General features: G+C 47.5%; 14 protein-coding genes. 10 read left to right on the forward strand and 4 right to left on the reverse strand.

Going from position 1 to position 16,745, the window contains the following annotated elements:
* Positions 1-14 precede the first annotated feature (14 nt).
* From NZ043_RS13160 to NZ043_RS13180, 5 genes are all read left to right on the forward strand, one after another.
* Positions 15-620 carry an alpha/beta hydrolase gene (locus NZ043_RS13160; protein ID WP_133387405.1) on the forward strand — a complete coding sequence of 202 codons (606 nt, stop codon included), beginning with the start codon at positions 15-17 and terminating at the stop codon, positions 618-620.
* A gap of 216 nt (positions 621-836) precedes the next feature.
* On the forward strand, positions 837-3,128 hold the full coding sequence (locus NZ043_RS13165) for a glycoside hydrolase family 3 C-terminal domain-containing protein (RefSeq protein WP_339312120.1): 2,292 nt from the start codon (positions 837-839) through the stop codon (positions 3,126-3,128).
* 364 nt (positions 3,129-3,492) lie between these two features.
* Positions 3,493-4,383 carry an alpha/beta hydrolase gene (locus tag NZ043_RS13170; protein WP_339312122.1) on the forward strand — a complete coding sequence of 297 codons (891 nt, stop codon included), beginning with the start codon at positions 3,493-3,495 and terminating at the stop codon, positions 4,381-4,383.
* A gap of 63 nt (positions 4,384-4,446) precedes the next feature.
* Positions 4,447-5,739 (forward strand): threonine ammonia-lyase IlvA, encoded by a 1,293-nt coding sequence (ilvA, locus tag NZ043_RS13175; RefSeq protein ID WP_339312124.1) that lies wholly within the window; start codon positions 4,447-4,449, stop codon positions 5,737-5,739.
* Entirely contained in the window at positions 5,739-6,353 is a 615-nt protein-coding gene (locus NZ043_RS13180) for a GNAT family N-acetyltransferase (RefSeq protein ID WP_339312127.1), read from the forward strand. Before ilvA ends, NZ043_RS13180 begins: the two co-directional genes overlap by 1 nt.
* Positions 6,354-6,503: 150 nt before the next feature.
* On the opposite strand, the gene NZ043_RS13185 is transcribed toward NZ043_RS13180, so the two are convergent.
* Entirely contained in the window at positions 6,504-7,472 is a 969-nt protein-coding gene (locus tag NZ043_RS13185) for a hypothetical protein (RefSeq protein ID WP_339312129.1), read from the reverse strand.
* A 316-nt stretch (positions 7,473-7,788) separates the two neighbouring features.
* On the opposite strand from NZ043_RS13185, the gene NZ043_RS13190 reads away from it, so the two are divergent.
* Both NZ043_RS13190 and NZ043_RS13195 read left to right on the forward strand, forming a co-directional pair.
* Entirely contained in the window at positions 7,789-10,878 is a 3,090-nt protein-coding gene (locus tag NZ043_RS13190; protein ID WP_339312131.1) for a copper amine oxidase N-terminal domain-containing protein, read from the forward strand.
* Positions 10,879-11,283: 405 nt separating this feature from the next.
* Positions 11,284-12,189 carry an AraC family transcriptional regulator gene (locus tag NZ043_RS13195; protein WP_133387382.1) on the forward strand — a complete coding sequence of 302 codons (906 nt, stop codon included), beginning with the start codon at positions 11,284-11,286 and terminating at the stop codon, positions 12,187-12,189.
* A 26-nt stretch (positions 12,190-12,215) separates the two neighbouring features.
* Here NZ043_RS13195 and NZ043_RS13200 read toward each other — a convergent pair whose 3' ends face one another.
* Entirely contained in the window at positions 12,216-13,028 is an 813-nt protein-coding gene (locus NZ043_RS13200; RefSeq protein ID WP_133387381.1) for a DUF1129 family protein, read from the reverse strand.
* 412 nt (positions 13,029-13,440) lie between these two features.
* On the opposite strand from NZ043_RS13200, the gene NZ043_RS13205 reads away from it, so the two are divergent.
* The 3 genes from NZ043_RS13205 to NZ043_RS13215 all read left to right on the forward strand — a co-directional run bounded on the left by NZ043_RS13205 (position 13,441) and on the right by NZ043_RS13215 (position 15,647).
* Positions 13,441-13,674 carry a hypothetical protein gene (locus NZ043_RS13205; RefSeq protein WP_133387380.1) on the forward strand — a complete coding sequence of 78 codons (234 nt, stop codon included), beginning with the start codon at positions 13,441-13,443 and terminating at the stop codon, positions 13,672-13,674.
* Positions 13,675-13,927: 253 nt separating this feature from the next.
* A complete protein-coding gene (locus tag NZ043_RS13210) occupies positions 13,928-14,758 on the forward strand; it encodes an alpha/beta fold hydrolase (RefSeq protein WP_036606057.1) in 831 nt (276 codons plus the stop codon).
* A gap of 103 nt (positions 14,759-14,861) precedes the next feature.
* Positions 14,862-15,647 carry a class III extradiol ring-cleavage dioxygenase gene (locus tag NZ043_RS13215; RefSeq protein ID WP_133387379.1) on the forward strand — a complete coding sequence of 262 codons (786 nt, stop codon included), beginning with the start codon at positions 14,862-14,864 and terminating at the stop codon, positions 15,645-15,647.
* Between the two features lie 167 nt (positions 15,648-15,814).
* Here the strand turns inward: NZ043_RS13215 and NZ043_RS13220 are convergent, their stop codons facing one another.
* Positions 15,815-16,027 (reverse strand): hypothetical protein, encoded by a 213-nt coding sequence (locus NZ043_RS13220; protein ID WP_017690673.1) that lies wholly within the window; start codon positions 16,025-16,027, stop codon positions 15,815-15,817.
* Between the two features lie 156 nt (positions 16,028-16,183).
* A complete protein-coding gene (locus tag NZ043_RS13225) occupies positions 16,184-16,726 on the reverse strand; it encodes a DoxX family protein (RefSeq protein WP_091038811.1) in 543 nt (180 codons plus the stop codon).
* Positions 16,727-16,745 lie beyond the last annotated feature (19 nt).

The following is a 16,745-nucleotide window of genomic DNA, read 5'->3' on the forward strand; positions in this document are numbered from 1 at the left end:
CCACAACCAATACAATGAAACATATCTATAAAGCAGGTGCTCAGCCGGATGCTCCAACAATTCTGTTGCTTCATGGCACAGGGGGAACCGAGAATGATCTGATCGGTCTGGCGGAGATGATCGCGCCAGGAGCTGGCATACTTGGGGTGCGGGGTAACGTATCGGAGAACGGGATGCCCCGTTTCTTCCGCCGCTTGGCCGAAGGTGTTTTTGATGAAGAAGATCTGATTGCTCGTACGGCTGAGCTGGGATCTTTTGTCGATGCAGCTGCGGTGGAATACGGTTTTGATCGGTCCAACGTGTATGCACTGGGTTACTCTAACGGTGCCAACATTGCGGCAAGCTTGATCTTCCATCAAGCAGATGTATTCAAAGGTGCAATTCTGCATCACCCAATGGTACCGCTGCGCGGACTCGAACTGCCGGATCTGAAAGGTCTGCCTGTGTTCATTGGTGCGGGCGAGAACGATCCGATTGTACCAAGACGTGAAACGGAGGAACTCGCTTCGCTGCTGAGCGGTGCAGGTGCCGATGTAAACACACATTGGGAGCGTCAAGGTCATCAGTTGACTCGTACCGAGGCAGAAGCCGCGGCAGCTTGGTTTAAGACACAGGCGTAAATTGGGTGGATAGACGGTTATGAAACGTATAGAGACAGCCTGATCGTGAAGATCGGGCTGTTTTTTCTTTTTATTTAGTCATCGTCAGAAAGAGGAAATGATGGACTGGTGTTATGTAACCGTTACTAACCGGGTAAACATTTGAATGTGTGGTAGATAACCTTGTATGCTTAGTGATATAGCTATGTATCAACATCATGAACTGGAGGGGTTAATGTGGAACGTAACATCAAGGAACTGGTACAGCGGATGACACTGGAAGAAAAAGCGGGTATGTGCTCGGGACTGGACTTTTGGCATCTGAAAGGGGTGGAGCGTCTTGGCATTCCGTCCATCATGGTGACGGACGGACCTCATGGGCTGCGGAAGCAGGATGGGAGTGCAGATCATCTAGGACTTACGTCGAGCGTACCTGCAACCTGTTTCCCGTCTGCGGCAGGACTGGCTAGTTCATGGGACAAGGAGCTGGCGCGTCAGGTCGGGGTAGCCTTGGGTGAGGAATGTCAGGCCGAGGATGTAGCGGTACTGCTTGGTCCGGGTGTAAATATTAAACGTTCCCCATTGGGCGGACGTAACTTTGAATACTTTTCCGAAGATCCTTTGTTATCTACGCAGATGGCTACCGGTCATATTCAGGGTGTGCAGAGCCAGGGTGTGGGTACATCTCTCAAACACTTTGCAGTCAATAATCAGGAAGAACGGCGCATGTCGATTGATGCGGTAGTAGATGAACGGACACTGCGTGAGATCTATCTGGCGAGCTTCGAAGGTGCAGTGAAGGATGGACAACCATGGACAGTAATGTGTTCCTACAACAAGGTGAACGGTACGTATGCAGGTGAGAATGAATGGTTGCTTACGGATATTCTGAAGGACGAATGGGGTCACGAAGGCCTTGTGGTATCAGACTGGGGTGCGGTCAATGAACGTGCAGACGCCCTTGCAGCGGGATTGGAATTGGAGATGCCAACAAGCGGTGGAATTGGTGAGCGTAAAGTGATTGATGCCGTAGAGAGCGGACAACTGTCGCTGGACAAGCTGGATCGGGCGGTGGAGCGTCTGCTTACGCTGATCTTCAATGCTGTTGATCAAAAGCAAGACGGGGCTACATATAACAAGGATGAGCATCACCAACTTGCGCGCAAGGTGGCAGCCGAGAGTATGGTTTTGCTGAAAAATGAAGAAGGTATCCTGCCGCTGGGACGTGAAGGCGAAGTGGCGTTAATCGGGGCATATGCTCGCAAACCTCGCTTCCAGGGCGGCGGCAGTTCCCATATTAATCCGACCAAAGTGGATGATATTGTGGAAGAGATGACCCAGGTGGCTGGCGAAGGTGTAACCTTCTCGTATGCCCCAGGTTATCGGATTGAAGCGGATGATGTGGATGAGACATTAATGCATGAGGCTGTTCAGGCAGCGCAGTCGGCGGATACCGCTGTTGTGTTTGTTGGATTGCCAGATCGTTATGAATCCGAAGGGTATGATCGTGCCCATCTGCGTCTGCCTGACAATCATATTCGGCTGATCGAAGAGATTGCGAAGGTTCAATCACGTGTCGTCGTTGTGCTGAGCAACGGATCTCCAGTAGAGATGCCTTGGCTACCGCAGGTGCAAGCCGTGCTCGAAGCTTATCTTGGTGGACAGGCTGTTGGTGGAGCGATAGCTGATCTGTTGTACGGAGAGGTGAATCCGTCCGGTAAACTGGCAGAGACATTCCCTGCCAAACTCAGTCATAATCCATCTTATCTGAATTTCCCGGGTGAAGGGGATCATGTCGATTACCGTGAAGGCATCTTTGTTGGTTACCGCTATTATGACAAAAAAGAGCTGGAGCCACTGTTCCCGTTTGGCTATGGACTGAGTTATACGACATTTGAATATGCTGATCTGAAGGTAGATCGCACAGAACTGACAGATCAGGATGAGGTGAACGTGCAAGTTAGGGTCACCAATACCGGAGACAGAGCGGGCAAGGAGATTATACAGCTGTATGTCAGCGATGTAGAGAGCACAGTTATTCGTCCGGTGAGAGAATTGAAAGCTTTTGCCAAGGTGGCTCTTGAACCTGGAGAATCAAAAGTAGTGAGCTTTACACTAAACAAGCGTTCATTCGCCTATTACAACGTAAATATGAAAGACTGGCATGTGGAGACCGGAGAGTTCGATATTCAGGTAGGTAGTTCCTCACGGGACATTCATGTGCACACACGTGTGAATGTAGAGTCTACAGCGACATTCCTTCCAACCTATACGCGTAATAGTACATTGGGTGATATCCAGCGTGATCCGGCCCATAAAAAGCTGCTGGACCAGGCTTTGCAACAATTCCAGGAAGCCAGTGGGTTCGGCGGTGATGATGCCGGGGATCATGCAGATATGATGGATGCGATGATGAAGTATATGCCGCTGCGTGCACTTGTTGCTTTTAGCGGTGGGGCCATGACGGAAGAAGCGATGAATGAACTTCTGGAGCAGTTGAACAGCAAGGATCATGGTATTCGGGGATAAGGGGCTGCGGCCTTAACCCGAGTATGCGCCCATCCTTGGATTAAGCGATTACGATTATGCAATCGTGCAGGAACTGCGCACGAAGCAACAAGAAGGTGTATGTGATAGCCAGCCGCATATTGGCTGGTACAGTTACCCGATCCGATTATGGATCGGGTTTTCTTTTTGCATAAGGAAAAAGGGGTGAAAGGAACGGTGGGATGGGGGATGATCCTAGTAACGTGACAGAGGTGACAGGACTGCTCTAACTTGCTGAAGCAACATGGTTGTCGTAAAGCATGGATTATTCTATAATGAAGTAATTGATAATCATTTTCAATTAGATTCGGTGAAAGATGACTATGCTTGTAATCAGGAGGGGAATATGAATCCTAACCCTAGCTCACATACATTTGGTTCAAGTGCGTTTGTTCAGACCCGCGATGGTCGCAAACTACATTATATGTCCAGGGGAACAGGAGAGTTGACGGTTGTATTTGAGTCCGGTATGGGCGCCTCCAGATCGAACTGGGGACTGGTTGCACCAGCCATTGTTGAGCATGCACGTGCTGTCGTGTATGACAGGGCAGGGGCAGGACGAAGTGATGTCGACTCGGCTCCCCGCAGCCTTGAACGCATTGCAGGGGATCTTGGAGAACTGCTGACCGCTCTGGGCCAGGGCCCATTCATTCTGGTTGGACATAGCTGGGGAGGTCCGATTGTACGGGCTGCGGCAGCTGCACATCTATCTCGATTACGTGGCATTATCCTGGTAGATCCATCAGACGAGCATTGCGAAATGTATTTTTCCAAGATTACTAGAAAGAGCTTTGCCATCAATGGTTTCATTATTCCAATCATGGCGCGGACTGGCTTATATAAGTTGCTTGGCAGCAAAGCTGGAAGCATTCAGCCTGCTGATGTGGCGGCGGATCACCTCAAGGAGGATTTCACTGTACGGGCAGCCAGCACGATGCTTGCGGAAGGTAAAACATTTCTGGATGACATGGCAGCACTGCTGGAACATCCTCCGGCTCTGGGTAATCTGGAAGTTAGCGTGATCTCGGGTACGAACCCGGGCAAGGGAGAGGGGAAAATCAGACCTGCCCTCATCACGGCGCATCGCCAGACGGTGAGCCAGCTATCCAATGCGAGATGGATTGGGGCGGATCAATCGGGACATATGGTTATGTATACAGACCCTCAGGTCATTATCAATGAAATTGTACGAATGATAAATGATGTGAGCTCAGGCGCAAGAACAGATCAAAAGTGATACAATACAAAGAAAAGCAGTGCGCGACATTGCTAGACCATAAAAGCGGAGTGTGGAGACAACATGAAACCAGTTGAACAAGAACCAACGGGAACCACAAGTCCCGGTCGTGCCAGTGTTGGCATGGAAGATATCGTGCGCGCACATCATGTGCTGCGTGAGGTCATTGTAAGAACGCCGTTGCAGCGGGATGCTGTATTGTCGGCCAAATATAACTGTAATGTGTATCTGAAAAGGGAAGACCTTCAAGTGGTGCGTTCGTTCAAAATTCGAGGCGCCTATAATATGATTCGCAGTCTGACACCAGCCGAGATGGAGAAGGGTATTGTCTGTGCTAGTGCGGGCAACCATGCTCAGGGTGTTGCTTTTAGCTGTAATGCGCTCGGAATTAACGGCAAAATCTTCATGCCGAGTACAACGCCGAACCAGAAGGTGAAGCAAGTGAGACGTTTTGGCGGCAGCAACGTTGAAGTGGTGCTGATCGGAGATACGTATGACGATGCATACGCAGAAGCGATGCGTGCATGTGACGAGCAGGGCATGACGTTCATCCATCCTTTTGATCAACCGAAAATTATTGCAGGTAATGGTACGGTAGCGATGGAAATCATGGAAAGTCTCGATGAGAATGCCGACTATGTATTCGTGACGATTGGTGGCGGAGGGCTGGCAGCCGGCGTGGGAACCTACATGAAGACCGTGAGTCCGGAGACACGCATCATCGGTGTCGAGCCACTTGGGGCAGCCTCCATGAGTGAGGCGATGTTCCGCAAACAGGTTGTGACGCTGGATGATATAGATAAATTCGTGGATGGCGCAGCGGTGAAACGGGTTGGTGATCTTACCTATGATATCTGCAGCAGTATACTTGATGACATTGTGAAAGTGCCAGAAGGCAAAGCCTGCACAACTATTCTGGAGCTCTATAATGAAAATGCGATCGTGGTTGAGCCTGCCGGTTCCTTGGCTGTTGCGGCGCTGGAGCAGTATCGTGAGCAAATTGTGGGCAAGACGGTGGTCTGCGTCATTAGTGGCGGGAACAATGATATTGATCGGATGCAGGAGATCAAGGAACGTTCCCTCATCTATGAAGGTCTGAAGTATTATTTCATGGTTAATTTCCCGCAGCGTGCAGGAGCTTTACGTGAATTCCTGGAGGAAGTTCTAGGGAAGAATGATGATATCACCCGATTTGAATATACGAAAAAGCATGATAAGGAAAATGGTCCTGCCTTGGTGGGCATAGAGCTGATGTACAAGGAAGATTACCAACCACTCATTGAACGTATGAACCGCAAAGGTATCGCCTATACCGAGCTTAACAAAAATCTGAATCTGTTCAACATGTTAATCTGATGAATCATTCGACAGGGCAGTCAGGTATGCCGTCAGACAAAATGGAGACAACTCCTCGGTTAAGACCTGCGCGCATAGAAGATGCAGATCAGGTCATTCCTTTGCTGTACCAGGCGATAGGAGACATTGCATATGCGCTAGCGGGTGAGGCGGATCATGAGAAGGCGATGCAGATTTTGCAGGAGTTCTATGTACAGGAAGACAATCGGATTAGCTACCGTCATGTGACAGTGATGGAGCAGGATGGGCTGATTGCGGGGATTCTGGTTGCCTATGATGGCGGAGACGCGGATCGTCTGGACCAGCCGATTTTGAACCGCCCTGGACGAAGCCAGGAAGAGAAGTATGCATTGGTCAAAGAAACCCGTCCGGGGGAGTATTATCTGGATACTCTCTCGGTAAGTGAAGCATATCAGGGGCAGGGCATCGGCCGGGCACTGATGGCTGCTTTTGAGCAGCAGGGCAGAGATCTGGGTCACTCGCAGGTATCCCTGATTGTAGAACGGGACAACGGCCGTGCGCTAATGCTGTACGAACGGCAGGGATATGTCAAAGATGACGTGATTGTCATCGCAGGACATGAGTATAATCATATGGTCAAACCGATTCAATAGTACAGAGCGCTGACGGTTTAGTCAGTTTTGACTATAGAAGCATGAAGAAAACCGCCACAGGAGTGAATCCTGTGGCGGTTTTTGTTGTGGTTATCTGTTGGGATTTAGCCTGAATTTTGGCCCGGATATTAACTTAGGAAACGGATTAACTCAATAATTCGCATAGTCGCTGACCGGCACATTCTGTTCCAACCATTTCTCAACAGTGGCCGTTTTCTCAAATTTGGCTTCGGTTACGATGTCCATGAACTTTTCGAGTTTGGTCAGGAAGGCACCGTCTTCGGATGAGTTACGTTGTAAGACAGCTTTGTAACCTTTCTGGGCATTGGCAGTCATTTTGTTCGTTTCATAGTCAAATAAAGGCGTATTATTCAGGCCATAAAACGTATACAAGGTATAGTTATTCATCAGGTTCTTCACCTGTTGTAATCGATTGGACTTCGGATATTCGTTCAGGAATCGTTCCTGATTCAAAGCGCGATTGAGTATCTCCTGATAGCCAATGACCAGTGCACCATCATCGGCGGCAAGGTTGCTGGTTTCAACTGCCATGATATTAATGTATTGTTTGATGTCTGGTTTCACGTACGAGATATATTTCTGAAAAGCCATATAATTCATGATCGGATAGAGGGAACCTTCCAGCATAACCAGACGATAGCCGCTATCCCGTGCCTGTTGAAGTAGTGCACGCAGACTGGTGTCGTTGGTGCGGGACATGAGTTGAGTGAAGCTATTATTCAACTTGTATGCCTTGATCATCTTGTCCTGAACATTAGGAACAAGCAGGCGGTCCGTCATGGCTGTTAACGCCTTGTTGCGGGCATTCTCCAGCTGTAAGACCATCAGGGTTGCATGATGAGTCGTAACTTGATCGATATGAGATTCGAGATAAGTATCCGCGGCAGGCAAGCCGTTCTTTTTGTAGAGCATGGACTGAAATGTTTTATATATCGTTGTTGAACTGGCAGTCGTGACTTTGGTATCTGTACTGGAAGATGCGGCAGCAGCGACTCCGGATAATGGAGCGACAGCCGTTTGGAGCAGCATGAGGATGGCGGTGGCTGTAATGAAGGTGCGCATGCCTTTACGTTTGGCAGATTGGAACGATGATGGCATAGATATGAACCTCCCGTAGTTATGAAATTGATAGGTGTTGTTCACTAGTCACTATACATTAACCCAATTGGTGCAGGATGTGGTTGCGGAATGGTGACAAATTCTTCTGTTATTTTTAACTTTTGGAGGGTGGAAGATAGAGGAAGATTTCTGCGAAAATATTTTTTGTACAACTGGAAACTTTTGAGCCGATCGGAACGTCTTAGTTGTGCATAGGAAAATACAGGAATTAATGAAAAGAACAGCGAATCTATTTCGATGTTAACTAAATGTGAGAATGGGGATATGGGATATGAGGAAAGCGGGAGGAAAACAAGTGAAGAAGGTAATGTCAGCGCTGGCTGTATCGGCCATGCTGATGTCCGCACTTCCAACATCGGTTATGGATGCAGCTGCGAGAATCAGCATATATATTAATGATGCAGAGTTATCATCTGCTCAGGCACCTGTCATGAAAGGTGGACGCGTACTGGTTCCGCTACGGTCGATTTTTGAAGGATTGGATGCGAAGGTACAGTACACGAACAGAACCAAAACGATTGTTGCAACTCGCGACGATCAGGAAGTTAAATTGACACTTGGTTCCAAAACGGCATACATCAACGGGGAAGCGATATCGTTGGATGTACCTGCGAACACGATTAAGGGCAACACAATGGTTCCCATTCGTTTTGTCAGTGAAGCTTTTGGAGAGAAAGTATTCTGGAACTCGCGCAATCAACGTGTAGATATCAAGACAACGGTAACACCTCCAGTGGATGAGACACAATATGCTGCATGGAACATCTATGGTTCGGTATCCGGAAGCAACGGAGATGGTCGTGACCTGACCGTGAGCTTTACACGTCCAACTTCAGAGAAGGCGGTATCTGCCTACCGGATTATGCTGGTAAAAACTCGCGATGTGAATAGCTTCACGGAGTCCTCAGCAACTGCCGTACCTTCTGCGAACTATACATCTGTTACACCGAATGGCAGCAACCCGAAACTGACTCTTAATGCACAGACGCGTGACGTGAACGGGGATTTGCTCAATAGTAATGAAACGTATCGTCTGTATGTACTGACTGTTGGTAACAGCAGCAATAATTATAAAAATGCATTGAACTGGTCTTCCCAAGCATTGAAGCTCAATAATGTGAAATCCACAGTACAGGCGGTTACAAGTCTGCGTGCTGCAGATATTAGTGACTATGGAGATGGCCGCGATCTGGAGATTAACTTCACGCAGCCGAGCACAACATCCAACATTACGTATTATCGTGCTTTTGTTGTTAAAGCAAAGGAGTCTTCTGCGTTCAATCTGGCTGCGGCGAACAAAGTATCCAGTGCTAACTCCACGATCATATACAAAGGAAATAGTACCGCAGTGAAAAGCCAGCTGACTTCTTCAACACGGGATACGTCCGGCGAATTGATCAAAAGTGGCACAGCGTATGTGGTCTACATCTTGTCGGTAAGCACTAATACAACAACAGACAGCAAGCTGTCCGCAGCATCATCTTCACTTACGTTGTCCGTGAACACAGCAACGTCTCCAGTAATTACGCAGGTGAAGGATAACTCGGATTATGGAGATGGTCGTGACATTCAGGTGAGTTTCAACCGTTCATCAGATGAGTCCAAGGTGGCGAATTATCGCGTCTTTGTGGTGCGTAACTCGGTTGCCAGCAGCTTTAATCTGACAACGGCGAGTAACCTGTCCTCCAGTCTGTACTATACGGTGAATAAAACAGGCAACAACATTACAACGACATTACCTTCATCCATGAAGGACACAAGTGGCTATAACGTAACGAATCTGCAAGATTATCGCGTCTTTGTGATGGCGGTGGGCAATCAGCAAAATGGATACACCAATGCACTGTCAGCTTCCTCCACTGTGCTGAGACTGACAACGACCGGTAACGCGGGAGTCATCAGCAACCTGGCTGTTGCGGATATTGGTGACAACGGTGATGGGCGCGATCTGCGGGTTTCGTTCAACAAAGCTGCGGATGAGTCCAGAATCTCTGGATATCGAGTATACGTTGTTCGCTCCGGTAATGCGGGCAACTTCACACTAAGTGCAGCTAATGCGTCGAACTACTATACGCAGGTGAACAAAACGGGTGGTAACTTGTCAGTAACTCTTTCGAATAGTGCATACGACACAAGCGGTTCCCTTATTTCTAATAACGTTTCCTATCGTGTATTCGTTATGTCAGTAAGCAATAGCGGAAACTCAAGTCAAAATGCGTTGTCTTCATATTCTTCTCAGATCACACTGACTGCAAACACGGCTGTTACCGCTCCGACCAGTGTGACTGCGAAGGACATCGCGGATAACGGAGATGGACGTGATTTGCGTGTGACATTTAATCGATCGTCGAATGAGACGAACGTGTACCATTACCGTGTATTTGTAGTCAAAACTTCCAACTTGAGTGGATTTGATTTGTCGGAAGCTAATCGGAACTCCAACTTTAAGGTGGTAAATAAAGCTGGAGGAAGCGGAGATTACACGGTGACTTTAGACGATACCAAGGCAACAGATAGTACAACTATTCGCAATGATGAGAACTATCGCATATTTGTACTTGCGGTAAGTAATACAGGTAATTCATCCAATGTGCTGTCAACGGCCTATGCAGATGTTAAATTGTCCGTAACTAGTGCAGTAGGAGTAGTTACAATTACTAACGTTGAAGTTAAGAAAGAAGAGCAAGCAGCTGGTGATGTAACGGATGTGACTTTGAGATATACGGAACCAGCTTCCAAAGCAGGCATTGGACGTTATGTTGTTATGGTTGCTCCGACAGGAAGCGCATTTGGGCTCAATGTAGCGAAGAATATAGCGAAAGAAAACAATTCCACTACAATAAAATACGTGGAAACATCTGGTGGAAATGCCATACTTCCGGGTGTACTGTCTGATATCAATGGTCAAAAAATTGAAGCAGGCAAATCATACACGGTGTATATTTTATCTGAATCAAACGACAATAATCGTGAATCAAGTTTGGCTTCATCTACATTCACTATTAATGCGAAGAAACAGACAGTAACACCAGTGCAAACGGTAACTGCTTTAGAAGCAAAAGTAACTGATAATTTAATCAATGTAAGTTTCGATAAGCCAAATGAATTAGGGATTACTCGTTACGATGTGTACATTGTTAAAGAAGGAAGCAATTCAGGAACTGCTGGGAAAGCTTTACAAACTGTTGATACGGGTGGTACTTCTTCAGGAACAGCAATAGTGGATATTGGAAATTCCGCCAATGATTCAAATAATATGGCTTTTGGAGAGGGTAAATACAAAGTTTTGGTAGTCTCAGTGGTGAGTGAGCCGACGAAATATACATCTGTCAGTGCAGAAAGAACATTTGATATTCCGCCAGCTTCTTCTGGAAATGGTCAGTGAACTGACAATACGGGCGCGGGAACTTCAGGTGGTAATGGCACTCAATCATCTGCTGCAGACCCCTCTACGCCAGGTTCATGAATCCAGATAGACAAATGCGGTTGAAACGCATACTGGGTAATTAATTTTTAGGAATTTAAAGCCATTAACTCCCTTTCCAACCGGAAAGGGAGTTTTTAATATTCCCACGTAGACACCGCTTAACATCCTCGCGGCAATTCACTTGATAAAAAATTTGTCGCCAGAACGGTCCCTTAGACCAATGTTGCATTTGAACCAATTATTGGATAATAAAGGGAAGCTGGGTATATAGATTGAACTTACATTTACATGAAACGGAGTGGCCAGTGTAAATTTCTTTAGTTCACCTTATGTAAAAGCCTATGAGCCGAAAGGAATGATGGAATGCTTGCATTTCGTTTGACGGGCCTGCCCGATTCCCGGTTGCCGCTGTACCTGTATTGTGTGGGCACGCAGGAAGAGAAAGTTCTGCATAGACCGGATGGATTTCCGGTGTATCAGTTGTTTTTGTCACGCGGTGGTGAAGGGCAGTTCAGGCTTCCGGGAAAAGGGACATGGACGATGGGAGCAGGGCAGGTATTCATCGTGGAACCTGGGATTGCGCACGAGTATGTGCCTCATTCCAAATCCAAAGGAGAACTTGGTTATATCGGTATTGGCGGTGCATCGGCTGGATCGGTACTTCAATGCGCGGGTTTGCTTCAGAACGAACCGTGCCATATCTCCGGTTTTGAAGTCATCTGGTCACGCATGACCAATCTCTGGCACGCGCTGGATCAAGGAGCAACGGAGATGTGGAACACATCAACCCTGATCTACCAGCTCATTTTGGATATAGCACAATCGAAAATACCATCTGATGTCGGCATAGGAGGTATTGTATCATCTAGGGCACAGGATGGCACTGTAAAACACTCTAATCGGGAGCCCGATCCGAGCAAGGATGCACTCGTCCGAGCAGTAGCATTGATTCATACGCACTACCAGGATGACCTGTTATTGAAGCACATCGCTGACGCAGTTGGTTATTCGGTGCAGCATCTCAACCGATTATTTCACCAGCATTATGACGTGACAGGACATCAATATATGCAGCGATTGCGTTTGCAGAAGGCTTCGGAATGGCTGGACAAGCACCCACGAGCAAGTGTACGAGAGGCGGCAGAGACGGTAGGCATGGAAGTGAACTATTTTATCCGGATGTTCAAGCGGGAGTTTGGAGAGACACCGGGCAAAGGAATCAAACATCGGAACCAGCTCCCAATGGAAAAAGACCTCACGAGTTCGTGAAGTCCCTTAATCGATTATATAACGTGTTATGCTGTTTTCTTTTGTCCAAATAAAGGCCTTAACGTTACAAGCCCTACAATGCCGATCACCGCACTCACCCACGGAGCCAGTGCAAATACTGGAAGTTTATCACGCAGTGGATACCCTACAAACAGCACAAGGACCACGATGACGATGTAGATGATGATTCCCTTAAGGTTAACCTTAGGTACGGTGTTCTTGTCCGCTCCTTCATCGTCCGGTCGCTCAGCAAGACGGCGAAGCATCTCCACCAATGCAATACCGCCAACTGCCGCAACGATCAGAGAGAACAGACTAATGTGTTGGAACGGTTCCGTATCTCCGCCAGTCCAACCCACGAACAATCCCACACATCCTTGAATCAACATGACAAAAGACAAAGCCGCCCAAGCGATCATGGCATACCACTTTGGAGTCCGTTTCACAGGCTCTGGATTCTCCGTTGACTGTGGTTCTACAGCGTTGGCTTTCTTTTTCGATGGATCTGATGGACTATTACCACGGGTTGGGCTGGATTTACCCACCTCAATGGCAGCCGTCTTCTCCGGTGCTGTATTTGTTATCCTGAGTTGTGCATGGATGTCTTGTTCCAGATCAGGTCCGTATAGATCGCGAGCGGATTTGTTATCCCGCTGAGCCTGCACGATCGCTTTTCCTGCGGAGAGTATCCACTCTTCCTGTGTTCTCTCGTCCGCTGGCGCATGACGTGCAATTGTGCTGATCTCGTCATACAGTTTCACATGTTCAGGTGTCATTCGACTCATCTCAGTTATTTGCCGATTCTGTATTTCTTTAAGCTTCTTATAGGAAATCCCCAATGATTGCTCCCCCTGTCTACACACGTTCTGATCTTCCAATTGACTGAAGACCCTGACGGTATTTTAGTATACGGGAAGGGCTCTCGTTTCGCAAAGTCATTCCTTATAAAAAAGCTGCTCATGGTGGACCCATATCCATACACAGGCTAGTATGACACAGGTGCATAACAGCACCAGTTTACCGTGATGTTGAATCCATTCCAGTAGATGTTCCATGAATTCATTCCTTTCGGTAGAAGGACTCCGAGGCATATGCTGCCAATGATTGTTCGTTTATTTTCCCCCGTTCATGTGAAAAAAATCCCTCACGCCTCCCAGATCTAACGATTGTGTGAAGTATGCATAAAGAGCAGCCGATTCCATCACAATAGTAGCATTTCCAACAGAAATCCAAGATTGGAGTGTGCTTGTTATGGATAAACAAACAGATTTGACGCGGAAGCTGCTACTGAACAGCAACTCCCGTGGAGTCGTAGACGAGGTTGTATCCTTTGAGGAGAATCTGGAGGACACGGAGTATGCAGAAGAACTGACAGATGGCAATTTGAGGGGAAGAAGTTTCTGGGACAATAGTGATTCGGGTCATGAGCATGAGTGGAATGGACGGGTGGAGACCCACGAGATGTTCCGTAGAAGCTACGAATAACGATCCTGCAACACTTGTTTGAATTCCAAATGATATCCGGGCCAGCTGTCATCAGCGTGGCTCATTTTTTTTTGCTTATTAACCGATAAAATGTAGAATAGCAGTCGACGTAGAAAGGGTTCTTACTTACGTTGACTTGAAGGTTACGGGATGATAATATATGAATAACATCTTAATACACACTAAACTTATCGGATTATATATATTTAATAAATGGAACTCAACAGGCTAAGCGTGGAAAGGGGAAATCGGTATGGAACGTCAGATCAGTATCCGTCATGGGCAAGAAGAATTAACAGCCACGATTCATTATCCGGTTGTGAAAGATATCAAGGAGGAGAAGAGTCAGCAGCGAGTACCTCTGGCAGTTATCTGCCACGGCTTCGTTGGTAGTCGGATCGGCGTGGATCGTTTGTTTGTAAAGACTGCACGGGAGCTGGCTGAAGACGGTTATCTGGTCCTGCGTTTCGATTATATCGGTTGCGGAGAGAGCAGCGGGGAGTACGGAGCGGAGGGACTGGAGTCCATGGTGCTGCAGACCCGTTCGGTGCTGGACTACGCGGTGAATTGCAGTGATGTAGATCCTACGCGTGTTACGCTAATTGGTCATAGTCTGGGTGGGGCCGTTGCGTTACTAACTGCTGTGCGCGACAAACGTGTTAAAAACCTGGTTATGTGGTCCTCCGTAGGTTATCCATTCAATGATATCGTGAAGATTACGGGACGGGAAGTATACGATGAAGGCGTGAAACTGGGTGCGGCTGATTATCTTGGATACAAATTCACACCGACATTCTTCGAGTCTCTTGCTGAACAACAGCCATTCCAGGAAGCAGTTAAGTTTAGCGGTGATGTTCTCGTCGTGCATGGTACATCAGATGAGATTATTCCTGTAGACTACGCATTCCTGTATCAAAAGGTATTCTGGATGCGTCAGGAAGGTCGTTGCGACAAGGAGATCATCTTCCAAGGCGATCACACCTTCTCTTCAGGTAAAGAGCGGGAACAGCTCATTACGCGTACGAGAGAGTGGCTGGGCGAACGTCAGAAGATCGAGCAGGATTGGCAGCACTGGATGATATAAGTGGCAGGATTACAACTGTTTGGGGATGTCAGCTTGGAAAAGCGCCTTCTTAAGGGTAAAATAGAGGAGTAAGCATTCTATCCGTGTCTGGAGGTTGGCAGCAATGACATTACCCGCACTTTTCATTGCGCATGGTTCTCCCGCTCTGGCGGTGGAGAGCAATGACTACACTCACTTCTTGAACCAGCTTGGAGACAGGCTGCCGGCTCCGAAAGCCATTGTTGTATTTACGGCGCATTGGGATTGTCCTGAACCGTCCGTGACGATGGATGATACACATCAGACCTTGCATGATTTTTACGGATTTCCTTCTACGATGTATACGATGGAATACCCTGCATCTGGGCAGCCAGATTTAGCCAACGAGATATGTGCTTTGTTCACCCGCAGCAATCTGGCACATCAGCCGATTCGTGGCCGAGGGCTGGATCATGGCGTATGGGTACCGTTGCTCCATATGTATCCTGAGGCTAATATCCCTGTGATCGCTGTATCGGTAGACTCGCTGCGTACGCCGCAGGAACAGTATGATATTGGCCGAATGCTGGAACAGCTGCGTCATGATGATGTGCTGATCATTGGCAGTGGTGGAACGGTTCACAATTTACGATTGCTTGGCAATACGGATGAACCGCAAGAGTGGGCGGTGGAATTTGATAACTGGATCGGGGAGCGCTTGGAGCAGTGGAACACGAGAGAGCTGTTTCAATATGAGAAAAAAGCCCCTCACGCACGCACGGCAGTTCCGTCGTATGGCACAGAACACCTTGCGCCTTTGTTCTACGCCATGGGTACAGCGGATATGTCCCGATCAGCGAAGCGTTTATTCCAGTCTTATCCTTATGGAACGCTCAGTTTGAACTGCTGGCAGTTTGGAGACAGCGTGTAACTTGGAACAGACAACAGCCTGATTATGGTGTTTGAAGCCAGTTTCGTACGGATAACGTGTATTAATGCATACAATTACAATATATAAACAAAAGAAGGTTCCTGTACACCCTTGGTGGGATACAGTAACCTTTTTTCAATACGAGGACTTATTCATGCAATAGATCTTTATTTGCGGATTTCGAACAATTCACAGTCTGTACGCGAATGATAAGCGAGCTCACTGACACTGGATTGTACCACTACGGTGTTGCTGTCAAAACGGATAATGATGCCACCCGAGTCAATCTGGTGATTATCTTTAAAAACTCGAACCTTATACTTCATATTCATGGCTTCCTGAAAATCCGCATCGGTCTCAAGACGTCGCTGGGTCGGCATATCGTGTACTCCTTTGAAGTTCAACTTTATTTCATCATAATACGATTTTCTGTGGCTGAGCAAGTCAGGCAGAGCATCCAGGCCATTTTTGAAAAGTAAAAAGCCCTGCTCTCCAGGGGGATTGGGAGCAGGGCCGAGAATTCTATGAATGATTGCTTAAGCTGTTTTGTGAGTTGGGCTAATCGTTGGTGTGTCTTTAGGCTGATTGCCTTTGTTGTTACGAGTGAACAATCCGCGAAGGTAAGGCAGTACCCAGTGATCCAGACCGATTTTACCTGCATTTGCACCAGCAACGACAAGGAAGATTTCCATTACAACCAGTTGAGCATTTGTGCTTACTGTTCCCGAGAAGAGGAACGCGAAGTTCATGACCATAGCCATCAGTGCTGCCAGTGTAGTGAAGCAGCCGAGGATGAGACCCAAACCTACAAGGAATTCACCCAATGGGATAACGAAGTCGAACAGTCCTGCGTTTGGTACTGCGAATTTCTCAAGGAACGTTCCCCACCATGCTTGAACTGCTGGATGATCACCTGTTGTTTTTTCCAATGCCCCTGCAAGGAACCCGCCGGCTTCGAATCCGCCAGTCAATTTGCTCCATCCGTGAGTCATCCAATCATAACCGATATACACCCGAAGTACTGTCAAAATCCACATTGCTACTTTGTTTTCTCTAAGCCATTGGTTGAAGCTGAACATATGAACCACTCCTTCATGG

The sequence above is a fragment of the Paenibacillus sp. FSL k6-2145 genome, from assembly GCF_037976585.1.
Classification (GTDB): domain Bacteria; phylum Bacillota; class Bacilli; order Paenibacillales; family Paenibacillaceae; genus Paenibacillus.